This is a genomic window from Candidatus Pseudomonas phytovorans (genome assembly GCA_029202525.1).
GTDB classification, from domain to species: domain Bacteria; phylum Pseudomonadota; class Gammaproteobacteria; order Pseudomonadales; family Pseudomonadaceae; genus Aquipseudomonas; species Aquipseudomonas phytovorans.
Map to the genome: position 1 here is coordinate 637,970 of CP119325.1, position 24,227 is coordinate 662,196.

A 24,227-nucleotide genomic window follows, 5' to 3' on the forward strand; every position below is an offset into this window, starting at 1 on the left:
CGTCCTGTGCAGCAAGGGCTCTAGGGGTTGGACCGTGGCGGGCGGCGCAAAGTTACGCGTCGGCGCTTTCTTCATCCAGTAGACGAAGGGCGGTTTCACCTACCTTACGCACGGCGGCCTCGATCTGCGGCGTCGGCCGCGCGGCGAAATTCATGCGCAGGCAGTGCCGAAACTTGCCGGAGGCCGAGAAGATGCTGCCCACGGCAACCTGCACGCCTTGCTCCAGTAAAGCCCGATTCAGGCGCAACGTATCGAAATGTTCGGGTAATTCCACCCACAGCATGAAGCCGCCCTGGGGGCGGCTGACCCGGGTGCCCGGTGGAAAGTAGCGGGTGACCCATTCGCTCATCAGGTCTCGGCCCCTTTGGTACTGGCTGCGCATGCGCCGCACGTGGGGTTGGTAGTGCCCGCCGGCGATAAAATCGGCGATGGCCAGTTGGGGCTGGCTGGCGCTGCTGCCGGTGCTGATGTACTTCATGTGCAGCACCCGCTCCAGGTAGCGCCCGGGCGCCACCCAGCCGACCCGCAGGCCGGGGGCGAGGGTCTTGGAAAACGAGCTGCAGAACAGCACGCGACCATCGTCGTCGAACGACTTGACCGTACGCGGGCGCGGGTAGGTGTAGGCCAGGTCGCCGTACACATCGTCTTCCAGAATCGCCACATCGTAGCGCTGGGCGAGGCTCAGCAGGGCCTTCTTGCGCGCCTCGGGCATGATGTAGCCGAGCGGGTTGTTGCAGCTGGGGGTGATCTGGATGAGCTTGATCGGCCACTGCTCCAGGGCCAGCTCCAGTGCCTCCAGGCTGATGCCGGTCACCGGATCGGTGGGGATTTCCAGCGCCTTCATGCCCAAACCCTTCAGGGTTTGCATGGCACCGTGGAAGCTGGGGGAGTCGACCGCGACGATGTCGCCTGGCTCGCATACCGCACGAATGCTGCACGACAGCGCCTCGTGGCAGCCGGTGGTTATGACCAGGTCTGCCGGGCTCAGGCGGCAGCCGGAATCGAGCATCAGCCGGGCCACCTGCTCACGCAGGGCCAGGTTGCCGTGAATGTTGTCGTAATACAGGCCAGGCATGTCCTGCCGCCGGCTCAACTGCGCCAGGCTGCGCAGCAGCGGCTTGAGGGTAGGGCTGTTGATGTCGGGCATGCCACGGCCGAGCTGGACCACATCCTGGCGCGGCGTGCTGCGTATCAGCTCCAGCACCTGCTCCCATTGCGAGATATCCACCGGGCGCTGGGCTGGGCGGCTGACTGCGGGCAGCGCCGGCAGGTGGCGGTGGTCGCTGACGAAGTAGCCGGACTTTGGCCGTGGCGAGACCATGCCGCTGTCTTCCAGCATGCGATAGGCCTGCTGCACGGTACTCAGGCTGACCCCGTGCTCCACGCTCAGGGCGCGTACCGAGGGCAGGCGCTGGCCGGGGCGGTATAGGCCCTGCTCGATGCGGGCGCCGAGCAGTTCGGCCAGGTTCAGGTAGAGGGTCACGGCATACTCCTGCGCTACGTGGGCATAGCGACCAGTACAGTTGGGTTGAAAATACAGCATTCAGTCAGCCGGCGGCCAATTCTGTATGGGAATAATAAGGCTGTATTGGATCTGTATTGCCGGCGTTGCCGACGCGCATGCTTTCTCCACGGTATCAACTGAGTGGGAGATAGCAGTGATGGGTGGCATGAGCGATGTGCGTTTGCAACTGATGGCCAAAGAACTGGACGCCGGGCAGCAGACCAAGGTTTTCAATGCGCCGGCGGGGCTGGGGCGTTGGGGGCTGATGCTGCATCGCTGGCATACCCGCAGGGCGCTGCTGCAGTTGAGTAATGACGAGTTGCGCGATGTGGGGTTGAGCTGGGAGCAGGCGCGGACAGAAGGGCGTAAACCCTTCTGGAAAGACTGATCAAGTTGACGCTACGCGGTCAGTGTAGGAGCGGCCGCGTCAGCTGTCAGGCGAGTTCTTTCAGCCGGTGCCACAACATCCCCAACGCCAGCAGCGGTGAGCGCAGGTGCTTGCCGCCGGGGAAGGTGATGTGCGGCACCTTGGCAAACAGATCGAAACGCCCGCTTTCCTGGCCGCTGATGGCTTCGCCCAGCAGGCGGGCGGCCAGGTGAGTGGCGTTTAGCCCGTGCCCCGAATAGGCCTGGGCGTAGTACACGTTCGGGTGGCTGACCAGGCGGCCGACCTGCGGCAGGCGGTTGGCGCCGATACCGATCATGCCGCCCCACTGATAGTCGATGCGCACGTCGGCCAGTTGCGGGAACACCTTGAGCATCTTCGGCTGCATATAGGCGGCAATGTCCTTGGGGTCGCGGCCTGAATAGTGGCAGGCACCGCCGAACAGCAGGCGGTGGTCGGCGGACAGACGGTAGTAATCCAGCGCCACGCGCTGGTCACACACCGCCATGTTCTGCGGCAGCAATGCGCGAGCGCGTTCTTCGCCCAGCGGCTCGGTGGCGATGATGTAGCTACCGGCCGGCAGCACCTTGCCGCCCAGCTCGCGGTTGAGGTCGTTGAGGTAGGCGTTGCAGCAAAGCACCAAGGTTTTCGCACGTACCCGGCCTTGCGCGGTATGCACCTGCACTTCAGGGCCGTAGTCGATGCGCGTGACTTCGGACTGCTCGAAGAGCTTCACCCCCAGTCGCGCGGCGACAGCGGCTTCACCCAGGGCGAGGTTGAGCGGGTGCAGGTGGCCGGAGCCCATGTCGATCAGCCCGCCCACATAGCAGTCGGCACCAACCACGCTGTGGATATTGTCCTTGCCGACCAGGCGCAGCGCGTGTTGGTAGCCGAGGCCACGCAGTTCTTCGGCGTCCTCGGCAAAACCGTGCAACTCGGAAGGTTTGTTGGCCAGGTCGCAGTAGCCCCAGGTCAGGTCGCAGGCGATGGCGTGCTTTTCGACTCGCTCGCGGACGATCTGCACCGCCTCCAGGCCCATCAGCTTCATGCTGCGCACGCCTTCCTCGCCGACCACTGGCAGGAACTGCTCAAGGCCATGGCCGACGCCGCGAATCAACTGTCCGCCATTGCGCCCGCTGGCGCCCCAGCCAAGTTTGCGCGCCTCCAGCAGGATGACTGAAAAGCCGCGTTCAGCCAATTCGATGGCCGTGTTCAGCCCCGAGTATCCGCCACCGACGATGCACACGTCGGCGCTGTGTTCACCTTGCAGGAAGGAGTAGTCGGGGTGTGGCGCGCTGCTGGCGGCGTAGTAGGAGGCGGCGTGCTGCGCGCTGTGGATCATTGGCTCGTTCCTGAGGCTGGTGGGCTAAGGGAGGAGGATAAGCGGGGGTAGAGTTGCTGGGCAACAAGGTGAGGGCTGCGCCCGCGAATGGGCCTATAATCTGGCCAAGTTCCTTGCTTTGTATTCAGCCATGTCCTGCAACCGCCACAAGATCCATTTCCTGCGCGAACTCATCCCCTCGTTCGAGTGCGAGCCCGGCTGCCACGATTGCTGTGGCCCGGTAACCACGTCGGCAGAAGAAATGGCCCGCCTGCCGCGCAAATCCCAGGCCGAGCAGGAAGCCGCGCTGGAGCGCCTGGACTGCGTGCACTTGGGCCCCAACGGCTGCACGGTCTATGAAGAACGCCCGATGATCTGCCGCCTGTTTGGCACCACCCCGCGCATGGCCTGCCCGCGCGGCCGTGGCCCTGAGCCGATGATCGAACCTGCCACAGAACAGCTGGTTCACCAGTTCATCGCCACCACCCGCCAGGTGCTGGTCTGACGTCAGTCCGGGATCGGCAGGCAGAGGCTCTCCTTTACCTCCTCCATCACGATGTAGCTCTTCGACTCGCGCACGTGCGGCAGCTTCAGCAGGATGTCGCCAAGCAGCTTGCGGTACGACGCCATCTCCGAAATGCGCGCCTTCACCAGGTAGTCGAAGTCACCTGAAACCAGGTGGCATTCCAGCACGTGGGGCAGCTTCAATACGGCGCGGCGGAACTCTTCAAAGGTGTCGCCTGACTTGTAGTCCAGGCTGATTTCCACGAACACCAGCAGGCTGCCCTTGAGGTGCTGCGGGTTCAGGCGGGCGTTGTAGCCCATGATGATGCCCTCGCGCTCCAGGCGGCGAACCCGTTCGGTGCAAGGGGTGGTGGAAAGCCCAACTTTCTCGCCCAGTTCGGTGAAGGAAATACGCCCGTCATTCTGCAGGATCCGCAGGATGTTACGGTCGATCTTGTCCAGTTCACGCTTGCTCTGGTGCTGGGTTCTCATAGGGGATGCCCCTCCGTGAAAGGCGATTTTGCCGAGAATTCTCGCCAATAATAGGCTTTTATATAGTGAATTGCACTGGCTTTGAATTCCTATACTGCGCCCATTCATGCCATTTCAATAAAAGTCTGCGGCGCGCCGCGTGCGAGGAATAAAACGATGCGAGTTCTGGTACTTGGTAGCGGTGTGATCGGAACCGCCAGTGCCTATTACCTGGCCCGGCAAGGTTACGAAGTGACGGTGGTCGACCGCCAGCCGGCGGTGGCCATGGAAACCAGCTTTGCCAACGCCGGCCAGATCTCGCCTGGCTATGCCTCACCGTGGGCAGCCCCAGGTGTGCCGCTGAAGGCCATCAAGTGGTTGCTGGAGCGCCATGCGCCACTGGCGATCAAACTCACCGGCGACGTCGACCAGTACCTGTGGATGGCGCAGATGCTGCGCAACTGCACTGCTAGCCGCTATGCGGTTAACAAAGAGCGCATGGTGCGCCTGTCCGAGTACAGCCGTGACTGCCTCGACGAGCTTCGCGCCGAAACCGGCATCAACTACGAAAACCGCAGCCTGGGTACCACCCAGCTGTTCCGTACCCAGGCCCAGGTCGATGCCGCTGCCAAAGACATTGCCGTGCTTGAGCAGTCTGGCGTGCCTTACGAGCTGCTCGACCGCGACGGCATTGCCCGCGTCGAACCTGCCCTGGCTGGCGTGAAAGACATCCTGGCCGGCGCCCTGCGTCTGCCGAACGACCAGACTGGCGACTGCCAGCTGTTCACCAACAAACTCGCCGACATGGCGCTGAAACTGGGCGTGGAGTTCCGCTTCGGCCAGGACATCCAGCGGCTGGACTTCGCCGGTGACCGTATCAATGGCGTGTGGATCGACGGCAAGCTGGAAACCGCCGATCGCTACGTGCTGGCGCTGGGCAGCTATTCGCCGCAGATGCTCAAGCCGCTGGGCATCAAGGCCCCGGTGTACCCGCTGAAGGGTTATTCGCTGACCGTGCCGATCACCAACGGCGACATGGCCCCGACTTCGACCATTCTCGACGAGACCTACAAGGTCGCGATCACCCGTTTCGACAACCGTATCCGCGTTGGCGGCATGGCTGAAATCGCCGGTTTTGACCTCTCGCTGAACCCGCGTCGGCGCGAAACGCTGGAGATGATCGTCAACGACCTTTATCCTCGCGGTGGTGACTTGAGCCAGGCCAGCTTCTGGACCGGCCTGCGCCCAGCGACCCCGGACGGTACGCCGATCGTGGGTGCCACGAAGTTCCGCAACCTGTTCCTGAACACCGGTCACGGTACCTTGGGCTGGACCATGGCGTGTGGCTCCGGCCGCCTGCTGGCTGACCTGATTGCGCGCAAGAAGCCGCAGATCAGTGCCGAAGGCCTGGATATCTCCCGCTATGGCAATAGCCCGGAAGTGGCCAAGCACGGGCAGACTGCGCCGGCTCACCAGCAGTAAGTTCGCCTGTACCGGCCTCTTCGCGGCTAAAGCCGCTCCCACAGGGATCGCACAATCCTAGGCATTGTGCGGTCCCTGTGGAGCGGGTTCACCCGCGAAGAACCCAACACCGATTTCAAACTGAACCACCATAAGGCATGCCGCCATGCGTCCCGCCCGCGCCCTGATCGACCTCCAGGCCCTGCGCCACAACTACCGTCTGGCCCGTGAACTGACCGGTGCCAAAGCCCTCGCCGTGATCAAGGCCGACGCCTATGGCCATGGCGCCGTGCGCTGCGCCCTGGCGCTGGAAGCCGAAGCCGACGGGTTTGCCGTGGCCTGCATCGAAGAGGCGCTGGAGTTGCGCGCCGCCGGTATCAAAGCCCCGGTGCTGCTGCTGGAAGGCTTCTTCGAAGCCAGCGAACTGGCGCTGATTGCCGAGCACGACCTGTGGTGCGTGGTGCACTCGCTATGGCAGCTGGAAGCCATCGAGAAAACCCCGGTGCACAAGCCGCTCACCCTCTGGCTGAAGCTCGACAGCGGCATGCACCGCGTCGGCCTGCACCCCAAGGACTACCACGACGCCTACCAGCGCCTGCTGGCCAGCGGCAAGGTTTCGCGCATCGTGCTGATGAGCCACTTCGCCCGCGCCGACGAGCTGGATGCCGACGCCACCGCCCAGCAGATTGCGGTGTTCGAAGCCGCCCGGCAGGGCTTGGCGGCCGAGTGCAGCCTGCGCAACTCGCCCGGCGTATTGGGCTGGCCGCAGGCGCCCAGCGACTGGGTACGCCCAGGCCTGATGCTGTACGGCGCGTCGCCGTTCGAAGTGGCCCAGGCCCAGGCCGAACGCTTGCAACCGGTCATGACCCTGCAGTCGCGAGTCATCAGCGTGCGCGAAATGCCTGCCGGCGAGCCGGTGGGTTATGGCGCCAAGTTCATCAGCCCACGGCCAACCCGTGTTGGCGTGGTCGCCATGGGCTATGCCGATGGCTACCCGCGCCAGGCCCCCAACGGCACCCCGGTGCTGGTCGCAGGTCAGCGCACCCAGCTAATCGGCCGGGTGTCGATGGACATGCTCAACATCGACCTGACCGACGTACCCCAAGCCACTGTCGGCAGCCCGGTCGAGTTGTGGGGCAAGCAGGTGCTGGCCAGCGAAGTGGCCGCGCATGCGGGCACCATTCCTTACCAGATCTTCTGCAACCTGAAGCGCGTACCGCGGGACTACATCGGCGAATGACACGCTGAAGCGGACAGGTTGAGGGGCGGTGTGTTGTAAATACTGAACGGCATTGCCATGATATCGTTCACATCCACCCCCCTTTCCACCGTTTCAGGAGGCTCCAGCTTTGGACGTCGGCGAACGACTGCATGCCATCCGCAAGCTCAAGGGCCTTTCCCAGCGCGAACTCGCCAAGCGGGCCGGGGTGACCAACAGCACCATCTCGATGATCGAGAAGAACAGCGTGAGCCCTTCAATCAGCTCGCTGCGCAAGGTGCTGAGCGGCATTCCCATGTCGATGGTGGAGTTCTTTTCGGTCGAGCTGGAACCTGAAAGCCCCACTCAGATCGTCTACAAGGCCCACGAGCTGATCGATATCTCGGACGGTGCGGTGACCATGAAGCTGGTCGGCAAGTCGCACCCCAACCGCGCCATCGCGTTTCTCACCGAGGTGTACCCGCCAGGTGCCGACACCGGTGCCGAAATGCTCACCCACGACGGCGAAGAAACCGGCATTCTGCTCGAAGGCCGGCTGGAGCTGGTGGTCGGCAACGAGATCTTCATCCTTGAAGAAGGCGACAGCTACTACTTCGAAAGCACGCGCCCGCACCGCTTTCGCAACCCGTTCAAGCAGCCTGCGCGGCTGATCAGTGCGGCGACACCCTCAAACTTTTGATCCAGCGCAGTGCATTGATTCGGCAATACCCCTTTCCTGTGTAGGGTCGTTTCACGGCCTCTGGGTTCCCGCTATACTTTTCAACGCTCGCCGTTCCGTGGCCGCGAGCGTGATTAGCCACCATGAGGGTGTTCGCGTGAACCAAATCAAGAAGATGCTGGCCGTACCAGCAGCCGTATTCGCCCTCTGGGCAATGAGCGCAACCGCTGCGACCAATGACGATATCGCCAAACGCCTGGAGCCGGTTGGCCAGGTGTGCGTCCAGGGCCAGGAATGCAAAGGCATGGAAGTAGCTGTTGCAGCGGGGGGCGGGGGTGCCAAGACGCCAGATGAGATCATCGCCAAGCACTGCAATGCCTGCCATGGCACGGGGCTGCTTGGTGCGCCTAAAGTGGGCGACACCGCCGCGTGGAAAGAACGCGCAGACCACCAGGGCGGCCTGGATGGCATTCTGGCCAAGGCCATTACCGGCATCAACGCCATGCCGCCCAAAGGCACCTGCGCGGACTGCTCGGATGACGACCTCAAAGGGGCGATCAAGAAAATGTCCGGGCTGTAAGACACAGTTGAATTGCACGAGGCCCGCCGTTGATGGCGGGCTTTGTTTTTGTGGTGCCTGTACCGGCCCTTTCGCGGGTACAGGCAACCAACCCGCTTGAGCGCATGTCCAACCCGTGAACCCATGGATGTCACAGGAGGCCTCGATGCACCTCTGCTCCATCGACCATGCTGTCGAACAGGTATTGGCACGCCTGCCAGCCCACATCCATATGGGCCTGCCGCTCGGCCTGGGCAAGCCCAATGCCTTCGTCAACGCCCTCTACGCCCGGGTGCGCGAACTGCCCGAGCGGCAGCTGACCATATACACCGCGCTGTCCCTGGGCCGCCCCCCACTGGGCGATGGCCTGCAACGGCGTTTTCTCGAACCCTTCGTCGAGCGGGTTTTCGCCGACTACGAAGAGCTTGCCTACCTCGCCGACCTGCACAATGACAGCCTGCCGCCAAACATCCGTGTCGAGCAGTTTTTCATGCAGCCCGGCAGCCTGCTGCACAGCGAGGCTGCCCAGCAGGACTACATCAGCAGCAACTACAGCCATGCCGCCCGCGACATCAACGCCAAGGGCCTGAACCTGATCGCCCAGCTGGTGGCCGCCACGCCGGAAAAGCCTGTGCACCTGAGCCTGGCTTGCAACCCCGACATCACCCTCGACCTGCTGCCGATGATCGCCAAGCGCCGCGCGGCCGGCGAGACCATCCTCATGCTCGGCCAGGTGCATGCCGAACTGCCGTACATGCCGGGCGATGCGGAGCTGCCCATCGATGCGTTCGACCTGCTGATCGACGAAGCCGAACAGCGCCGCCTTTTCTCCACGCCGAACATGCCGGTCGGCACCCAGGACCACTGTATCGGCTTGCACGCCAGCACCCTGGTTCGCGACGGCGGCACCCTGCAGATCGGCATCGGTGCCATGGGCGATGCAGTCGCCGCCGCGTTGCTGGCACGCCAGGGTGACAACGCGGGCTACAGGGCGGTGCTCGACGAGCTGGACGCTGACCCCTGGCAGGCGCTGATCGAGCGGGAAGGCGGGCTGGGTACGTTTGCCCAAGGCCTGTACGGCTGCAGCGAGATGTTCGTCAATGGCCTGCTGGTACTGGCCGAAGCAGGCCTGCTGCGGCGCCCGGCTGATGAGCATGGGCCGGTGGTGCATGGCGGCTTTTTTCTCGGCCCTCAAGCGTTCTACCAGCGGTTAAGGGAGATGCCACTCGAACAGCGCGCACGGTTTGCCATGACCCGCATCAGCTTCATCAACGAGCTGTACGGGCAGGAAGAACTGAAACGCCGCCAGCGACGCGATGCGCGCTTTATCAACACGGCGTTCGGCATGACGTTGCTCGGCGCTGGGGTGGCCGACCAGTTGGAGGACGGCCGTGTGCTCAGCGGTGTAGGCGGGCAATACAACTTCGTCGCCCAGGGCCATGCGCTGGAAGGCGGGCGTTCGATTCTGCTGTTGCGGAGCTGGCGCGAAGCGGGCGGGGAAGTGACCTCAAACCTGTTCTGGACCTATGGCCACTGCACCATCCCCCGGCACCTTCGCGATATTGTGGTGACGGAATACGGTATTGCTGATTTGCGTGGGCAGACCGACAGCGAGGTGATTGCGCGGTTGCTGGCGGTGTGTGATTCGCGGTTCCAGCAAGGGCTGATCGAGCAGGCAAAAGAGGCCGGCAAGCTGCCCAAGGGCTTTGAGCTGGATGCGCGGTTTACCGACAATACACCGCAGCGGCTGGAGGCGATCAGGGTGCGGCATGTGCAGCTGTTCCCGGAGTATCCGATGGGGACGGACTTTACGGCTGAAGAGCGGGATCTGCTGCGGGCGCTGAACTGGTTGAAGAGCAAGTTCAAGCTCAGTGAGGTGCTGGAACTGGGCAAGGCGGCGCTGGATGCACCGGGGCCGGAGGGGTATGAGCTGCATCTGGTGCGGATGGGGCTGGATCAGCCGCAGGGGCTGAAGGAAGAGCTTTACCAGCGCTTGTTGCTGGCGGGGTTGGCGGCTTCCTGATGAATTGCGGGGGCTGCTTTGCAGCCCATCGCCGGCAAGCCAGCTCCCACAGGTACTGCACGAGGCTCGTCCTCTGTGAAATTCCTGTGGGAGCTGGCTTGCCGGCGATGGGGCCGGTACAGGCTTACTCGATGAAGCTGACCACACCGCCTTCCAGCGACTTCACCCGGGCCAGCGATTCAACGCGGTAGCCCTGGCTGTCCAGCTCGGCGCGGCCGCCCTGGAACGACTTCTCGATCACGATACCCAGGCCAGCCACGGTGGCGCCGGCTTGCTTGATGATCGAGATCAGCGCCTGCGATGCCTTGCCGTTGGCCAGGAAGTCATCAATCACCAACACGCGATCGCTGCTATTGAGGTGACGCGGCGAGATGGCCACGGTGCTCTCGGTCTGCTTGGTGAAGGAATACACCGAGGCAGTCAGCAGGTTTTCGGTCAGGGTCAGCGACTGGTGCTTGCGGGCGAAGATCACCGGCACGCCCAGCTTCAGGCCGGCCATCACTGCCGGGGCAATACCCGAGGCTTCGATGGTGACGATCTTGGTCACACCGGTGTCGGCGAACAGGCGGGCGAACTCGTCACCGATCAGCTGCATCAGCGCAGGGTCGATCTGGTGGTTGAGAAACGCGTCGACTTTGAGAACCTGGTCGGAAAGCACGATGCCTTCTTCGCGAATCTTCTGATGCAGTGCTTCCACTGTTGTTTCCTCGATGTAACAAAGGTGGCCGCTTAACGCGGCACAGTTAAAGAGTAATGGTTGATCAGCGTTTGAGCATTGCCCGGATATCGGCCAGGGCGTTGTTGCCGCGTGCGGCCTTTACCTCGACCGGCGCGTCGTCCAGGCCTTCCCAGGCCAGGTCGTCCGGTGGCAGTTCGTCGAGGAACCGGCTGGGCGTGCAGTCGATGATTTCACCGTACTGCTTACGCTTGGCAGCGAAGGTGAAGGCCAGGGTCTGGCGCGCGCGCGTGATGCCCACGTAGGCCAGGCGACGTTCTTCTTCGATGGTGTCGGCCTCGATGCTGGAGCGGTGCGGGAGGATTTCCTCTTCCATGCCCATGATGAACACGTAGGGGAATTCCAGGCCCTTGGAGGCGTGCAGGGTCATCATTTGCACACCTTCGGCGTTTTCTTCCTCTTCCTGCTGGCGCTCAAGCATGTCGCGCAACACCAGCTTGCCGATGGCGTCCTCGATGGTCATGTCACCCTCTTCGTCCTTCTCGAGGGTGTTTTTCAGCGCTTCGATCAGGAACCAGACGTTGCTGATACGGAACTCCGCCGCTTTGTCGCTGGCGGTCTGCTGACGGATCCAGTTCTCGTAGTCGATGTCGCGGACCATCTCGCGCAGCGCGGCAATCGGGTCTTCCAGGGCGACCTTGTGGCGCACCCCGTCCAGCCAGTGCTTGAAGCGCTGCAAACGCTCGGTGTAGCGGGCCTCCAGGTGCTCGCCCAGGCCCAGCTCCTCACTGGCGGCGTACATCGAAATGCCGCGCTCGGTGGAATAGTTGCCGAGCTTTTCCAGGGTGGTAGAGCCGATTTCGCGACGCGGTACGTTGATCACCCGCAGGTAGGCGTTGTCATCGTCCGGGTTCACCAGCAGGCGCAGGTAGGCCATCAGGTCCTTGACCTCCTGGCGCCCGAAGAAGCTGTTGCCGCCCGACAGGCGATACGGCACCTGGTGGTGCTGCAGCTTCAGTTCGATCAGCTTGGCCTGGTAGTTGCCGCGGTAGAGGATGGCGAAGTCGCTGTATGGGCGGTTGGTGCGCAGGTGCAAAGTGAGGATTTCCATGGCCACGCGTTCGGCCTCGGCTTCCTCGTTCTTGCAGCGGATCACGCGGATCTCGTCGCCCACGCCCATTTCGCTCCACAGCTGCTTTTCGAACGCGTGCGGGTTGTTGGCGATCAACACGTTGGCACAGCGCAGGATGCGGCTGGTGGAGCGGTAGTTCTGTTCGAGCATGACGATTTTCAGGGAGGGGTAGTCCTCCTTGAGCAGCATCAGGTTCTCGGGGCGGGCACCGCGCCAGGCATAGATCGACTGGTCGTCGTCGCCCACTACGGTGAACTGGTTGCGCATGCCGATCAGCATTTTCACCAGCAGGTACTGGCTGGCGTTGGTGTCCTGGTATTCGTCCACCAGCAGGTAGCGCACGCGGTTCTGCCAGCGCTCCAGCACTTCGGGGTGCTCCTGGAACAGCTTGACCGGCTGCAGGATCAGGTCGTCGAAGTCCACGGCGTTGAACGCCTTGAGCGTGCGCTGGTAGTGGGTGTAGACGATGGCGGCGGTTTGCTCGCGTGGATTACGCGCCTTTTCCAGGGCTTCTGGTGGCAGGATCAGGTCGTTCTTCCAGGCACCGATCATGTTCTTGATCTCGTCGATGCCGTCGTCGCCGGAGTATTCCTTCTGCATGATGTCCGACAGCAACGCCTTGATGTCGGACTCGTCGAAGATCGAGAAGCCCGGCTTGTAGCCCAGCTTGTCGTGCTCCTTGCGGATGATGTTCAGGCCCAGGTTGTGGAACGTACAAACCGTCAGGCCACGGCCTTCCCCCGGGCGCAGCAAGGTGGCGACCCGCTCCTTCATCTCGCGGGCGGCCTTGTTGGTGAAGGTCATCGCCACGATGTACTGGGCTCGGATGCCGCAGTTCTGGATGAGGTGGGCAATCTTGCGCGTGATCACGCTGGTCTTGCCCGAGCCTGCACCAGCGAGCACCAAAAGAGGGCCGCCGACGTAGTCACGGGCTTCCTGTTGCCGGGGATTGAGTCGGGACATGCTAGAAACCGGGGGTCGCCAGAAAATAGCCGCGCATTCTAACAGGCATGGGGCGGTTGTGGCGCGACCGTCTGACGTCTGGGTCAGACTTTTGTCTTTCCCATTATTAGTGCGGCTAATGCTACTAGAGGAAAAAATCATATTTGCCGGTTCCTCTCGTTTCGAGCAGGATGCACGACAAAATACGTCGGGATGCTACGCCCGCAATACATGTATAAAAGTGAAAATCATTTTCATTAATGCAGTAGCATACCGGCAGATCTCGTTGCACCGTGAAGTCCTAAGGAGCCCGCTTGTCCACGCCTGTCGAACCTTTGCGTTTGCTGCTGTTGGCTGATGAGCCGCAATGGGCTGCCTTGCTGCACGCATGCATGCCTGCGCTGAGCGGCACTGCCGTGCTGCTGACCGCGCCTGACTGGGATGCGGTCGATAGCCTGTTCAGCCATGATCGCCAGGCCGTGGTGCTGGCAACCCAGGCCCTGCAGCCGGTGCCCGGGCGCTGCGACCTGCCGACCATCCTGCTGCTTGACCACGAGCCCGAGGTGGCGCCCAGCGCCGTCAGCGACTGGCTGGTACGCGACCAGCTCAATGCCGACAGCTTGCGCCGCTCGCTACGCCATGTGCGTGAACGTGGGGTACTGGTGGCCACCTTGCAACGCCTGGCCGAACAGGACCCATTGACCGGCATCGCCAACCGCCAGGGCTTTCAGGCCTTGCTGACCGCGCGCCTGGCCGAGAACGAGGGCCGTGGCATTGCCTTGGGCCACCTGGACCTGGACAACTTCCGCCACGTCAACGATGCGCTCGGCCACCAGAGCGGCGATCGCCTGATCCTGCAAGTGGTGGCGCGGCTGCAAAACCAGCTCGAGGCTGGCGACCAGCTGGCGCGCCTGGGCAGCGACGAATTCGCCTTGCTGATCGACACCCGCCGCGACGCCAACCGTGCCGAATGGATTGCCGAGCGCATCATCGAGGCCTTGGCCGAACCCTACTGGATCGAGGGCGAGAGCCTGCTGCTGGGCTGCAGCCTGGGCTTGGCCCATGCCCGCGCGCAGAGCGGTGCCGACCCGCTGATGTGGCATGCGCACATTGCCATGCGCCAGGCCAAGGGCAGCCAGGGCTGTACCTTCCATGTGTTCAACGAACGCATCAACCGTAACGCCCGCAGCCTGGCCGACCTGGAAAGCGAGCTGCGTCGTGCGCTGCGCCGTGACGAGCTGGAGCTGCACTATCAGCCGCGGCTCGACCTGGCCGACGGGCGCATCGTTGGCCTGGAGGCGCTGGTGCGCTGGCGTCATGCCGAACGCGGGCTGCTACCGCCCAGCGAGTTTGTGCCCCTGGCCGAGCAGAGCGGGCTGATCGTGCCCTTGGGCTACTGGGTGATTTCCCGCGCCCTGCGCGATATGCAGGCGCTGTGCGAGCGTGGCCTGGAACCGCTGCACATGGCGGTCAACCTGAGCTTCCGCCAGTTCCAGGACAGTCAGCTGCTGGCCACGCTGAGCCGCCTGATCCTTGAGCATGGTGTGGACGCCCGCTGGCTGGAGTTCGAACTGACCGAAACGGCGGTGATGCGCCGCAACGAGCTGGTGCGCCAGACCATGGATGCCCTTGGCCGCCTGGGTGTGCGCTTCTCGCTAGACGATTTCGGCACCGGGTTTTCTTCGTTCGTGCACCTGAACAGCTTGCCGATCACCTTGCTCAAGGTGGACCGCAGCTTTGTGGCTGAAATGGAAATGCGCGAGGAGAACCGCAAGCTGGTGCACGCCATGATCAACCTGGCGCACAACCTCAACCTTGAGGTGGTGGCTGAAGGGGTGGAGAGCGAAGAGCAGCTGGCGTTGTTGCGCGGGTTCGGTTGCGATCAGGTGCAGGGCTTTCTGGTCAGCAAGCCGTTGCCGGTGGACGAATTGATGACGTTCTTGCTGCAGGCGCCCGGCCGCAAGCTGGAAGCTGTCCTCTAGGGCCTTTTCGCGGGTAAACCCGCTCCCACAGGTACTGCGCAGGGTCTGAATTTTTTGCAGTAATTGTGGGAGCGGGTTCACCCGCGAAGAGGCCGTGAAGTCAGGCCGAAGCAGCAGCCTCTGCGCGAATCCCCGCCTTGCGCATTAGCCGTTTCATCCGCCACTCAAAGCCAAAGGTCAGTGCCACTGCCGCACACGCCAGCCCCAACGCCAACCCCCACCAGATCCCGACTGCGCCACCGCCCAGGTTGAATGCGAACAACCAGGCACTCGGTGCTCCCACCAGCCAATAGCAGCACAGGCCGATCAGGAATGTTGTCTTGGCATCCTTCAGGCCGCGTATCGAGCCCATTGCGATGGTCTGCATGCCATCGAACAATTCGAACCAGGCCGCAACCATCACCAGTTGCACCGCCAGCTGGTAGATCGCAGCAAAACCAGGGTCGTTGCGGTCAATAAACAACCCCACCAGCGCATCGGGCAGCAACAGGAACAGTGCGGCGAAAGCAAACATGATGGTCGCGCCGAAGCTGATGCCCACACGCCCGGCGCTGCGCGCCGCCAGCAGGTTACCGGCGCCGTAGTACAGCCCCACGCGCATGGTCACCGCATATGACAACCCAGTCGGCACCATGAACGCCGTGGACACGATCTGCAGGGCAATCTGATGTGCCGCAAGCTCCGTGCTGCCCAGTACGCCCATGCACAGCGCGGCGAAGGCGAACAGGCCCACTTCCACCATATAAGTGCCGCCAATCGGCAGGCCCAGCCGCCACAGCTCACGCAGCGCTGGGAGCGACGGGCGTGACAGGCCCTTGCGCAAAGGGTAGGCGGCATAGGCCGAATGCCAGCGGATGTACAGCGCAAGGGCGATGGCCATGCCCGTCGACACCACCGCAGTGACCAGGCCGATGCCCATCAGGCCCAGCTTGGGCAGGCCGAACATGCCCTCAAGCATGGCGACGTTGAGCAGATAGTTGAGCACCGTGCCGATCACACTGATGACCATCACCGGGGTCGAGCGGCCAAGGGCGCTGGTAAAACCGCGCAAGGCCATGAAGGTCAGGTAGCTGGGCAAGGCCAGTGGCAGCAGGGTGAGAAATTCTGCGGCCGAAGCAACGTTTTCGGGCTGTTGCCCAAACATCAGCAACACAGGCTCAAGGTTCCACAACGCCAGTGCGGCGACCAGTGCCAGGCCCCAAGCCAACCACAGGCCGTTCTGCGCCAGGCGGGTAGCACCTTCGATGTCGTTGGCGCCCTTGCGAATTGCGACCAGGGTGCCGACCGCAGCGATTACGCCCAGGCAGAAGATCGACACGAACGAGTAGCTCGCCGCGCCCAGGCCGCCACCGGCCAGCGCCTGCGGGCTGATGCGGGCCATCATCAGGGTGTCGGTCAACACCATCAGCATGTGCGCCAACTGCGAGGCAATCAGCGGCCCGGCCAGGCGCAGCAAAGCCTTGAGTTCTGTGGTGGGCGCGACGTGCATGGGGGCTGTCCTTCTTCCTGGGGTGATGAACGAATCGCGATTCTGAGGCTTCGGTCAACTTTGCACAAAAGGATAAAAGCGATAGTTAGCATGAGTTTGACTCATGCATATATGCTCCTCGGTGATTCACCTCCCACGCTTATATTGCAGGTGCCTCATGTCACGCCAGCTACCACCGTTGTATGCACTGCGCGCATTCGAAGCGGCTGCGCGGCTTAGCTCCTTCACTCGTGCCGGCCAGGAGCTGTCGATTACCCAAAGCGCCGTCAGCCGGCATATCCGCACGCTGGAAGAGCATTTTGCCTGCCGCTTGTTCGTGCGCAGTGGCCGCAGCCTGCAGCTGACCGAAGCGGGGCGGGTGCTGTTGCCGGGCGTGCGTGAAGGCTTCGCGGCGTTTGAACGGGCCTGCGAAACCTTGTGCGGCGAAGATGACATCTTGCGCATGAAGGCACCCTCGACCCTGACCATGCGCTGGTTACTGGCGTGCCTGAGCCGTTTTCGTCACCTGCAGCCGGGCAATGAAGTGCAACTGACCAGCGCCTGGATGGACGTCGACCATGTGGACTTCAACCAGGAACCCTTCGATTGCGCTGTATTGCTCAGCGACGGGGTGTTCCCGGCAGACTGGGAAGTACGCAAGCTGTTTCCGGAGCTGCTGATCCCGGTCGGTGCACCGGACCTGCTCGACGAAGAGCCTTGGGATGTTTGCCGGCTTGCCAGCATCGAGTTGCTGCACCCCACGGTAGACAAGCGTGACTGGCGGGAATGGCTGGCGCGTATGGGGCTTGGCGACAAGGTGTCGCTCAAGGGTGGGCAGGTCTTCGACACCCTGGAACTGGGCATGATTGCCGCTGCGCGGGGCTACGGAATTTCCATGGGCGATTTGCTGATGGTGGCCGATGACGTGGCGCAGAAGCGCTTGAGCCTGCCCTGGCCGACGGCGGTACCCAGCGGGATGGATTACTACCTGGTGTGGCCGCGCACCCGGCGTGGAGGCGAGCGGTTGCAGCGCCTGAGTGATTTTCTGGCAGGCGAGGTGGCGGCGATGGATTTGCCGGATGTGGAAATCCTGCCGCCTCTCTGATCGCCTGTCCCGGCCCTTTCGCGGGCTCGCCCGCTCCCACAGGTTTATCGTATGCCTTGAACCGACACAGTCCCTGTGGGAGCGGGCAAGCCCGCGAAGAGGCCGGCAAGCCTTACATCGAGCCCAGGTTCAACGCCTGCGCACACGCCTGCAGCGAGCGGCGTTCGCTTTGCGCATACAGTGCCAGCTCATCCTGCACCTGCAGCCCCAGCGCCGTTTCAAAGGCATCGCGGTTGGCATTGCTGCCGTACTCGGCCTGTGCATCGTCGCCCAGGTTGGACTGGAAGATGCCCGCTGCGCTCACTGGCAGGAAGTCCTCGTACACCAGCGCCTCGAAATGCACATGGCCTGCGTCGATCAGCCCTTGCAGGGTGCTCGGGCGGCCACTCTGGTCGCGCGCAGCCAGGCCTTTCTCAGTGGCGAAGTAGCGGAAGTACGCCAGGCCCTGTTCACGCATCTGCGCCAGGTCATCCGGGAATTCGGCAAAGGTATCTTTGAGCAATGCCATGTAACGCTCGGCATTTGCCTCGGCCGGTGCGCCACCCAAGGCAGCGCGGGTGGCGTCGAGCAGCTTGTCGTACAGCTGGCGACCTTTCGGCGTCAGGGCCGCGCCACGTTGCTCTATCTCGCCAAAGCGCGCGGTGTGGCTGCCTTCGCTACCTTGCTGGTCGCTGAACGCGACCCTTTCCTGCAAGGCCTTGAAGCTGGTCTGGCGCAGCAGGATCGGGTGGCGGCGGGTGGGCGGGCCTTCTACCACGGCTTTCGGCGGGATGCCCTTGGCCGGCATGCCCAGCTGGATCGCATCGATGTCCAGGGTGCGTGGGGTCAGGTGGTTGATGTGCGGGCCCTTGAAGGCCACCACATCGGCAATCAGGCGGTGCTGGTCATGCAGTTGCTGGTACTGCTGGGCGGTGACGGTGGCGTCATGGTGCCAGCGGAAGGTGTGCAGCGCTTCCTGCACAAACGCTTCGGCATCTGCAGCGTTCAGGCCGCCATCGCGCTCGCACTGGGAGATCAGTTCAAGGGCGCGGGTGGTAAAGATCTGGCGCTTGGCCAGGATGCCCTGGGCCAGCTCGCGCAGCTGCGGGTTGTCGATCAGCTCCAGGCGCAGCAGCGAGGTGAACACCCGGAACGGGCTGATGTGCAGCGACTGCTCGTGCACCGCGCGGAACGCGGTGGAGTGCACCGGCACGCCGGCGGAGCTGAGGTCGTAGTAGCCGACCGGCTGCATGCCCATGACCGCGAACAGCCGTGCGATGGTGGCCAGTTCCTCGGCGGTACCGACGCGGATGGCGCCGTGGCGTTCGTGGTCCAGGCGCTCGATTTCGCCGGTCCAGCGCAGAGCTTCGGCAACCTGGGGCTGCTGGGCCATGACCTGCTGGTTGATTTCGCTCACCAGCTCCAGCAGCGTGCCGTACAGCGGCACTTCCTGTTTGTACATGAGCGACATGGCGGCAGAGAACTGCGCGCGGATGCTGTCTGGGCTGACGAAATCGTGGGCGGGCATCGCTAGCTTCCTGGTTGGGTTCGGACGCTTACATGAAAGCTGGGAATGCACTTGGCTCACAAGCGAAAAAAAGTGGGTGTGTCATTCCTTTTTTGATCGACCTCAAGGGCCCTTTCGCGGGCATGCCCGCTCCCACAGAGGCCGTGCACAGTCTGAACCTTGTGCAGTACCTTGTGGGAGCGGGCGTGCCCGCGAAGAGGCCCTCAAGCCGATAGCTGCTCGCGAATCCACTCAACCAACGCCCTCACCTTGGGTACCTCCGCCGCGTGTTCGGCATACGCCAGGTAATGCGCCCCCGCACTGCGCATCGCATGGTTCCACGGCACCACCAGGCTACCGTCAGCCAGCTCCTTCGCCGCCAGGTAACGCGGCACCAGCGCCACCCCACACCCAGCCTGCGCCGCACTCAACGCCATATAGAACGTATCGAAGCGCGGCCCATGGTAGGCGCTGACGCTTTGCAGGTCCTGCTCCAGGAACCACTCATGCCAGGCCTCGGGCCGTGACGTACTCTGCAACAGCACCAGATCGGCCAGTTCCTCGGCACCGCCCAGCTCCCGCCCGGCCAGCAGCTCCGGCGCACACACCGGCACTACCTCTTCGCGGAACAACTCCACGCACGTGGCTCCCGGCCATGTGCCCTGGCCATAGAAGAAAACCACGTCTGCCGAGCCCTGCAGCAGGGCGAACGGCTCCATCTCGTTGCGGATGTCCAGGTGGATGTTGGTGTGGCGCTTTCCAAAACCCTTGAGGTGCGGGATCAACCAACGCACGCCAAAACTCGGTTGAGTAGCTACCTTCAATATCTCGGTCTGCTCGCCGTAGGTGAGTACGTAGCGGCTGGACATGTCAACTTGCGTGAGGATCTTGTTGACCTCGGCCAGGTACAGGCTGCCTGCCGGGGTCAATTGCAGGCGCCGGCGGATGCGCAGGAACAGGTGGTGACGCAGCATGTCTTCCAGCTGCGCCACCTGCTTGCTGACGGCACTCTGCGTAAGGTGCAGTTCTTCGGCGGCACGGGTAAAGCTTAAATGGCGGGCTGCAGCTTCAAAGCACTGCAGGGCGGTCATGGAAGGCACCAGGCGTTTGGACATAGCGGTCTCTGCGACTCAAATCATTACCTGACGGAATGATATGCGGAATAAAGGTCGTTTGTTGTACCTATGTGATCGGATTAATACTGATCCACATCATTTTTCCACCCCATCACCGATGTAGGAGATGCACAAATGGTTGCTGGATTGCTCGAGCGCCTTGGCGTTGCCGCCGAGGCTTACACCCAGGGCGACTACCCTGTTCACACGCCGATCGACGGCAGCCAGATCGCCTCGGTGAAATTGCTCGGCAAGGCCGAGACCATCGCCCGCATCGATCAGGCCCAGAGCGCCTTCGACGCCTGGCGCACTGTGCCGGCCCCGCGCCGTGGCGAACTGGTGCGCCTGTTCGGCGAAGTGCTGCGTGAGCACAAGGCCGACCTGGGCGAGCTGGTCTCGATCGAAGCCGGCAAGATCACCCAGGAAGGCCTGGGCGAAGTGCAGGAAATGATCGACATCTGCGACTTCGCCGTTGGCTTGTCGCGCCAGCTGTACGGCCTGACCATCGCCTCCGAGCGCCCGGGCCACCACATGCGTGAAACCTGGCACCCCCTGGGCGTGGTTGGCGTGATCAGCGCCTTCAACTTCCCGGTTGCCGTGTGGGCCTGGAACACCGCTCTGGCCCTGGTGGCCGGTAACTCGGTGGTATGGAAACCGTCTGAAAAGACCCCGCTGACCGCCTTGGCTTGCCAAGCGCTGTTCGAAAAAGCCCTGAAAGCCTTCGGCGACGCTCCGGCTGGCCTGGCGCAACTGGTCATCGGCGGCCGTGAAGCCGGCGAAGCCATGGTCGATGACCCGCGTGTACCGCTGGTCAGCGCCACCGGCAGCACCCGCATGGGGCGCGAAGTCGGCCCACGTGTGGCTGCCCGCTTCGGCCGCAGCATCCTCGAACTGGGCGGCAACAACGCCATGATCCTGGCCCCGAGCGCCGACCTGGACCTGGCCGTGCGCGGCATCCTGTTCTCGGCTGTCGGCACCGCCGGCCAGCGTTGCACCACCCTGCGCCGCCTGATCGTGCACCGCTCGCTCAAGGACGAAGTGGTTGCCCGCGTCAAAGCTGCCTACGGCAAAGTGCGTATCGGTGACCCACGCAAGGACAACCTGGTAGGCCCGCTGATCGACAAGCTGTCGTTCGACGCCATGCAAGGCGCGCTGGCCAAGGCTCGCGACGAAGGCGGCCAGGTGTTTGGTGGCGAGCGTAAGCTGGCTGACCAGTACCCGAACGCCTACTACGTGTCGCCTGCCATCGCCGAAATGCCGGCGCAAAGCGACGTGGTGCGCCACGAAACCTTCGCCCCGATCCTCTACGTGCTGGCCTACGACGATTTCGAAGAAGCCCTGCGCCTGAACAACGAAGTGCCACAAGGCCTGTCGTCGTGCATCTTCACTACCGATATCCGTGAGGCCGAACGCTTCCAGAGTGCTTCGGGCAGCGACTGCGGCATCGCCAACGTCAACATCGGCACCAGCGGCGCCGAGATCGGCGGTGCGTTTGGTGGCGAGAAGGAAACGGGCGGTGGTCGTGAGTCGGGTTCGGATGCCTGGAAAGGCTACATGCGTCGCCAGACCAACACCGTGAACTACTCGCGCGAGCTGCCGCTGGCGCAGGGTATCGTGTTCGACTGATCGATTGATGCTGCAGGGCCGGGGGCCTCGCCCCCGGTTCGCGGGCACGCCCGCTCCCACAGGATCTCCACTGCCTTTGAGGTCTGTGTGGTCCCTGTGGGAGCGGGCGTGCCCGCGAATGGGCTGCAAAGCAGCCCCAACAAGAACAAATTGCTGGAGCCGGGCCATGTCCGAATTGCGTCAAGAATGCTTGTGGGAATTCGTCAGCAAACCGACCGTTGCCGCCCAGGCCCTGGCCGGTGAGCACAAGGCCGATGTCTGCGTGATTGGCGGCGGTATCACCGGCCTGTCTGCGGCCATCCACCTGCTCGAACAGGGCAAGTCGGTGATCCTGCTGGAGGCCTGGAAGATCGGCCACGGCGGCTCCGGGCGCAACGTCGGCCTGGTCAACGCCGGCACCTGGATCCGCCCCGACGACGTCGAGGCCACCCTCGGTCAGAAGCAGGGCAGCCGCCTGAACAAGGTACTCGGCGAGGCCCCGGCTGAGGTGTTCGCCATGATCGATCGCCTTGGCATCGATTGCCAGGCCCAGCACAAAGGCACGCTACACATGGCGCACAACGCCACCGGCATCGCCGACCTTGAAGCTCGTCACGAACAGTGGCGCCGCCGCGGTGCCGAAGTCGAGCTGCTGACCGGCGCGCAGTGCCAGGAATACTGCGGCACCAACAAGATTTCCGCCGCGCTGCTCGACCGCCGCGCCGGCACCATCAACCCCATGGGCTACACCCAGGGCCTGGCGGCTGCCGTGGCACGCCTGGGTGGCAAGCTGTTCCAGCAGTCTGCGGTCGAAGGCCTGGAGCGTGATGGCGATGCCTGGCGGGTGAAGACTGCACGCGGCTCGGTACGCGCCGACAAGGTGGTGATTTCCACCGGTGCCTACACCGAAGGCGACTGGAGCAACCTGCAGAAGCAGTACTTCCGTGGTTACTACTACCAGGTGGCGTCCAAGCCGCTGCAGGGTGCTGCGGCGGACAAGGTGCTGCCACATGGCCAGGGCTCGTGGGACACCCGCACCGTGCTCAGCAGTATCCGTCGCGACGACCAAGGCCGCCTGCTGCTCGGCAGCCTGGGCCGGGTCGACAACAAGCCGGCGTGGTTCGTGCGCAGTTGGGCGGACCGGATCCAGAGCCACTACTACCCGGAGCTGGGCAAGGTTGAGTGGGAAATGCACTGGACCGGCTGCATCGACTTCACCCCTGACCACCTGATGCGCCTGTTCGAGCCTGCACCGGGGCTGGTGGCGGTGACCGGGTATAACGGGCGGGGTAATACCACCGGTACCGTGATTGGCCGGGCGTTTGCCGAGTTCTTGCTGAAGGGCGAGGCGGGCAGCCTGCCGATCCCGTTCTCACCGATGAACGGGGTGAGCGCGCCTTCGCTGCGCACGGCGTTCTACGAGTCCGGGTTCTCGCTGTACCACGCAGGGCAGTGCCTGAGAGTTGTCTTGTAGCGGGACTTCTCCTCCGGTGCCGCTGTATGGATTGCATTCTCAGCGTTTCGATAATGCAAAGCCTTAGTGATCTGTCACCTGGCAAATCTGTCAGGTGACATTTGCCTACCACGCGCAATAATGTGGTAGCCCTGACACTGGAGGCATTTCAATGAAATACATGTACTTCAAAAGTTGGCCGGTTACTCTGATCGAGGACGCAGGCAATACGTCCTTTTTTCGCCATCAACGCCTGGTACTTGGAGTAGGGAGCGCAGAGGCTGCGCTGCTGAAAGTTGACGAAGCTGGCTCGGTACTAGAATCTCGAGGAGATTCGCTTGTCGGCGTTAGCAACTATAGCCCATACGGGCATACCCTATCCCCCACAGATATTGGCTTCAAGGGCGAGTGGTTCAACAGGTTCAGTCGCAGTTATCCATTGGGAAATGGGTATCGTGATTACAGCGCTGTCTTAATGAGGTTTCGTAGCCCAGATAGCCTTAGCCCAATGGGCGATGGGGGCATCAACCCTTATGCATTTGTTTCGAATGACCCTGTTAACTGGTCTGATCCTAGTGGGCATAGGCGTATTTTATATAGTGGTATAAAGCAAACTACTATTACTGAAATTACAAAAGGGGTATTCAGGAAAAAACGAGAGCTGTATATCACTGGGCATGGAAGTCTAGATAGCACTAAAGTCAAGTTTGATGGTGTTGGTCTTAGTCCTGAACAGTTGTTCGAAAAAGCTAAGGAAAAAGGCGTTAGTTTCGAAGTGCGAAAGGGAGATAGAACACGTCCTGTATATGATAGGGTGATTATTGCTGCCTGTTACTCTGCCGGTACTGCTAATGACAGAGGCGCGTCGTTTGCGCAGAAGTTTGCGGACAAGGTGGGCTCTCGGGTCCGGGGTTATGAAGGTGCAGTGCGTGCAGTCTTCCGGGGCGATGAATTTCATCAAGTCACCTCCTGGACGGAACCGAAATATAGGACTGGCTTCAATTATAAGCCATTTGATTTTTCTCCTCGAATCACGGACTCAAATTCGACTATCAGAAATCGCTGAAGAGGCCCTGCCCAGCACCTGCGGAAGAGACAATGCAGGCCGGTCCCGCAGGTAGAACACCGTTTTCAAGTGCACTAATAGACTTTTCTGAG

Annotated in this window: 20 protein-coding genes; 12 read left to right on the forward strand and 8 right to left on the reverse strand. The window is 62.5% G+C overall.

Translation table 11 applies throughout. The features are described from left to right. Window positions 1–52: 52 nt before the first annotated feature. A complete protein-coding gene (locus tag P0Y58_02825) occupies window positions 53–1,483 on the reverse strand; it encodes a PLP-dependent aminotransferase family protein (GenBank protein WEK31143.1) in 1,431 nt (476 codons plus the stop codon). Window positions 1,484–1,661: 178 nt separating this feature from the next. Between P0Y58_02825 and P0Y58_02830 the strand changes: the two genes are divergently transcribed. Next, window positions 1,662–1,892, forward strand: a complete 231-nt coding sequence (locus tag P0Y58_02830; GenBank protein ID WEK31144.1) for a DUF1127 domain-containing protein — start codon at window positions 1,662–1,664, stop codon at window positions 1,890–1,892. A gap of 46 nt (window positions 1,893–1,938) precedes the next feature. On the opposite strand, the gene P0Y58_02835 is transcribed toward P0Y58_02830, so the two are convergent. Beyond that, on the reverse strand, window positions 1,939–3,231 hold the full coding sequence (locus P0Y58_02835) for an FAD-binding oxidoreductase (protein WEK31145.1): 1,293 nt from the start codon (window positions 3,229–3,231) through the stop codon (window positions 1,939–1,941). A 130-nt stretch (window positions 3,232–3,361) separates the two neighbouring features. Between P0Y58_02835 and P0Y58_02840 the strand changes: the two genes are divergently transcribed. Further along, window positions 3,362–3,715: a YkgJ family cysteine cluster protein gene (locus P0Y58_02840; protein WEK31146.1), complete on the forward strand. Its 354-nt coding sequence runs from the start codon at window positions 3,362–3,364 to the stop codon at window positions 3,713–3,715. Window positions 3,716–3,717: 2 nt separating this feature from the next. Here P0Y58_02840 and dadR read toward each other — a convergent pair whose 3' ends face one another. Next, window positions 3,718–4,206 (reverse strand): transcriptional regulator DadR, encoded by a 489-nt coding sequence (gene dadR / locus P0Y58_02845; protein WEK31147.1) that lies wholly within the window; start codon window positions 4,204–4,206, stop codon window positions 3,718–3,720. A gap of 156 nt (window positions 4,207–4,362) precedes the next feature. On the opposite strand from dadR, the gene dadA reads away from it, so the two are divergent. The 5 genes from dadA to P0Y58_02870 all read left to right on the forward strand — a co-directional run bounded on the left by dadA (window position 4,363) and on the right by P0Y58_02870 (window position 10,105). Next, complete coding sequence (gene dadA / locus P0Y58_02850; protein ID WEK31148.1) at window positions 4,363–5,667, forward strand: D-amino acid dehydrogenase; 1,305 nt, start codon at window positions 4,363–4,365, stop codon at window positions 5,665–5,667. 145 nt (window positions 5,668–5,812) lie between these two features. Beyond that, window positions 5,813–6,886 (forward strand): alanine racemase, encoded by a 1,074-nt coding sequence (alr, locus tag P0Y58_02855; protein WEK31149.1) that lies wholly within the window; start codon window positions 5,813–5,815, stop codon window positions 6,884–6,886. A gap of 109 nt (window positions 6,887–6,995) precedes the next feature. After that, window positions 6,996–7,544: a cupin domain-containing protein gene (locus P0Y58_02860; protein WEK31150.1), complete on the forward strand. Its 549-nt coding sequence runs from the start codon at window positions 6,996–6,998 to the stop codon at window positions 7,542–7,544. Window positions 7,545–7,698: 154 nt separating this feature from the next. Next, the gene (locus P0Y58_02865; protein WEK33261.1) at window positions 7,699–8,103 is read left to right on the forward strand and encodes a c-type cytochrome; all 405 of its coding nucleotides are present in this window, start codon (window positions 7,699–7,701) and stop codon (window positions 8,101–8,103) included. A 145-nt stretch (window positions 8,104–8,248) separates the two neighbouring features. Beyond that, complete coding sequence (locus tag P0Y58_02870; GenBank protein WEK31151.1) at window positions 8,249–10,105, forward strand: acetyl-CoA hydrolase/transferase C-terminal domain-containing protein; 1,857 nt, start codon at window positions 8,249–8,251, stop codon at window positions 10,103–10,105. Between the two features lie 124 nt (window positions 10,106–10,229). On the opposite strand, the gene xpt is transcribed toward P0Y58_02870, so the two are convergent. Next, on the reverse strand, window positions 10,230–10,802 hold the full coding sequence (gene xpt / locus P0Y58_02875) for a xanthine phosphoribosyltransferase (GenBank protein WEK31152.1): 573 nt from the start codon (window positions 10,800–10,802) through the stop codon (window positions 10,230–10,232). 64 nt (window positions 10,803–10,866) lie between these two features. After that, entirely contained in the window at window positions 10,867–12,876 is a 2,010-nt protein-coding gene (rep, locus tag P0Y58_02880; GenBank protein ID WEK31153.1) for a DNA helicase Rep, read from the reverse strand. A gap of 293 nt (window positions 12,877–13,169) precedes the next feature. On the opposite strand from rep, the gene P0Y58_02885 reads away from it, so the two are divergent. Continuing rightward, window positions 13,170–14,837: a bifunctional diguanylate cyclase/phosphodiesterase gene (locus P0Y58_02885; protein ID WEK31154.1), complete on the forward strand. Its 1,668-nt coding sequence runs from the start codon at window positions 13,170–13,172 to the stop codon at window positions 14,835–14,837. A gap of 100 nt (window positions 14,838–14,937) precedes the next feature. On the opposite strand, the gene P0Y58_02890 is transcribed toward P0Y58_02885, so the two are convergent. Further along, window positions 14,938–16,326 (reverse strand): NorM family multidrug efflux MATE transporter, encoded by a 1,389-nt coding sequence (locus P0Y58_02890; protein ID WEK31155.1) that lies wholly within the window; start codon window positions 16,324–16,326, stop codon window positions 14,938–14,940. Window positions 16,327–16,483: 157 nt separating this feature from the next. Here P0Y58_02890 and P0Y58_02895 point away from each other — a divergent pair, with 157 nt between their 5' ends. Further along, window positions 16,484–17,410, forward strand: coding sequence for a LysR substrate-binding domain-containing protein (locus tag P0Y58_02895; protein ID WEK31156.1), 927 nt, complete (start codon window positions 16,484–16,486; stop codon window positions 17,408–17,410). Window positions 17,411–17,522: 112 nt separating this feature from the next. On the opposite strand, the gene P0Y58_02900 is transcribed toward P0Y58_02895, so the two are convergent. Together P0Y58_02900 and P0Y58_02905 are read right to left on the reverse strand one after the other, a co-directional pair. Next, window positions 17,523–18,917: a VOC family protein gene (locus P0Y58_02900; GenBank protein ID WEK31157.1), complete on the reverse strand. Its 1,395-nt coding sequence runs from the start codon at window positions 18,915–18,917 to the stop codon at window positions 17,523–17,525. Between the two features lie 203 nt (window positions 18,918–19,120). After that, a complete protein-coding gene (locus P0Y58_02905; GenBank protein ID WEK31158.1) occupies window positions 19,121–20,011 on the reverse strand; it encodes a LysR family transcriptional regulator in 891 nt (296 codons plus the stop codon). A gap of 135 nt (window positions 20,012–20,146) precedes the next feature. Here P0Y58_02905 and P0Y58_02910 point away from each other — a divergent pair, with 135 nt between their 5' ends. From P0Y58_02910 to P0Y58_02920, 3 genes are all read left to right on the forward strand, one after another. Further along, complete coding sequence (locus P0Y58_02910) at window positions 20,147–21,637, forward strand: aldehyde dehydrogenase family protein (protein WEK31159.1); 1,491 nt, start codon at window positions 20,147–20,149, stop codon at window positions 21,635–21,637. 166 nt (window positions 21,638–21,803) lie between these two features. Beyond that, window positions 21,804–23,090 (forward strand): FAD-binding oxidoreductase, encoded by a 1,287-nt coding sequence (locus tag P0Y58_02915; protein WEK31160.1) that lies wholly within the window; start codon window positions 21,804–21,806, stop codon window positions 23,088–23,090. A 151-nt stretch (window positions 23,091–23,241) separates the two neighbouring features. Beyond that, the gene (locus P0Y58_02920) at window positions 23,242–24,135 is read left to right on the forward strand and encodes an RHS repeat-associated core domain-containing protein (protein WEK31161.1); all 894 of its coding nucleotides are present in this window, start codon (window positions 23,242–23,244) and stop codon (window positions 24,133–24,135) included. Window positions 24,136–24,227 lie beyond the last annotated feature (92 nt).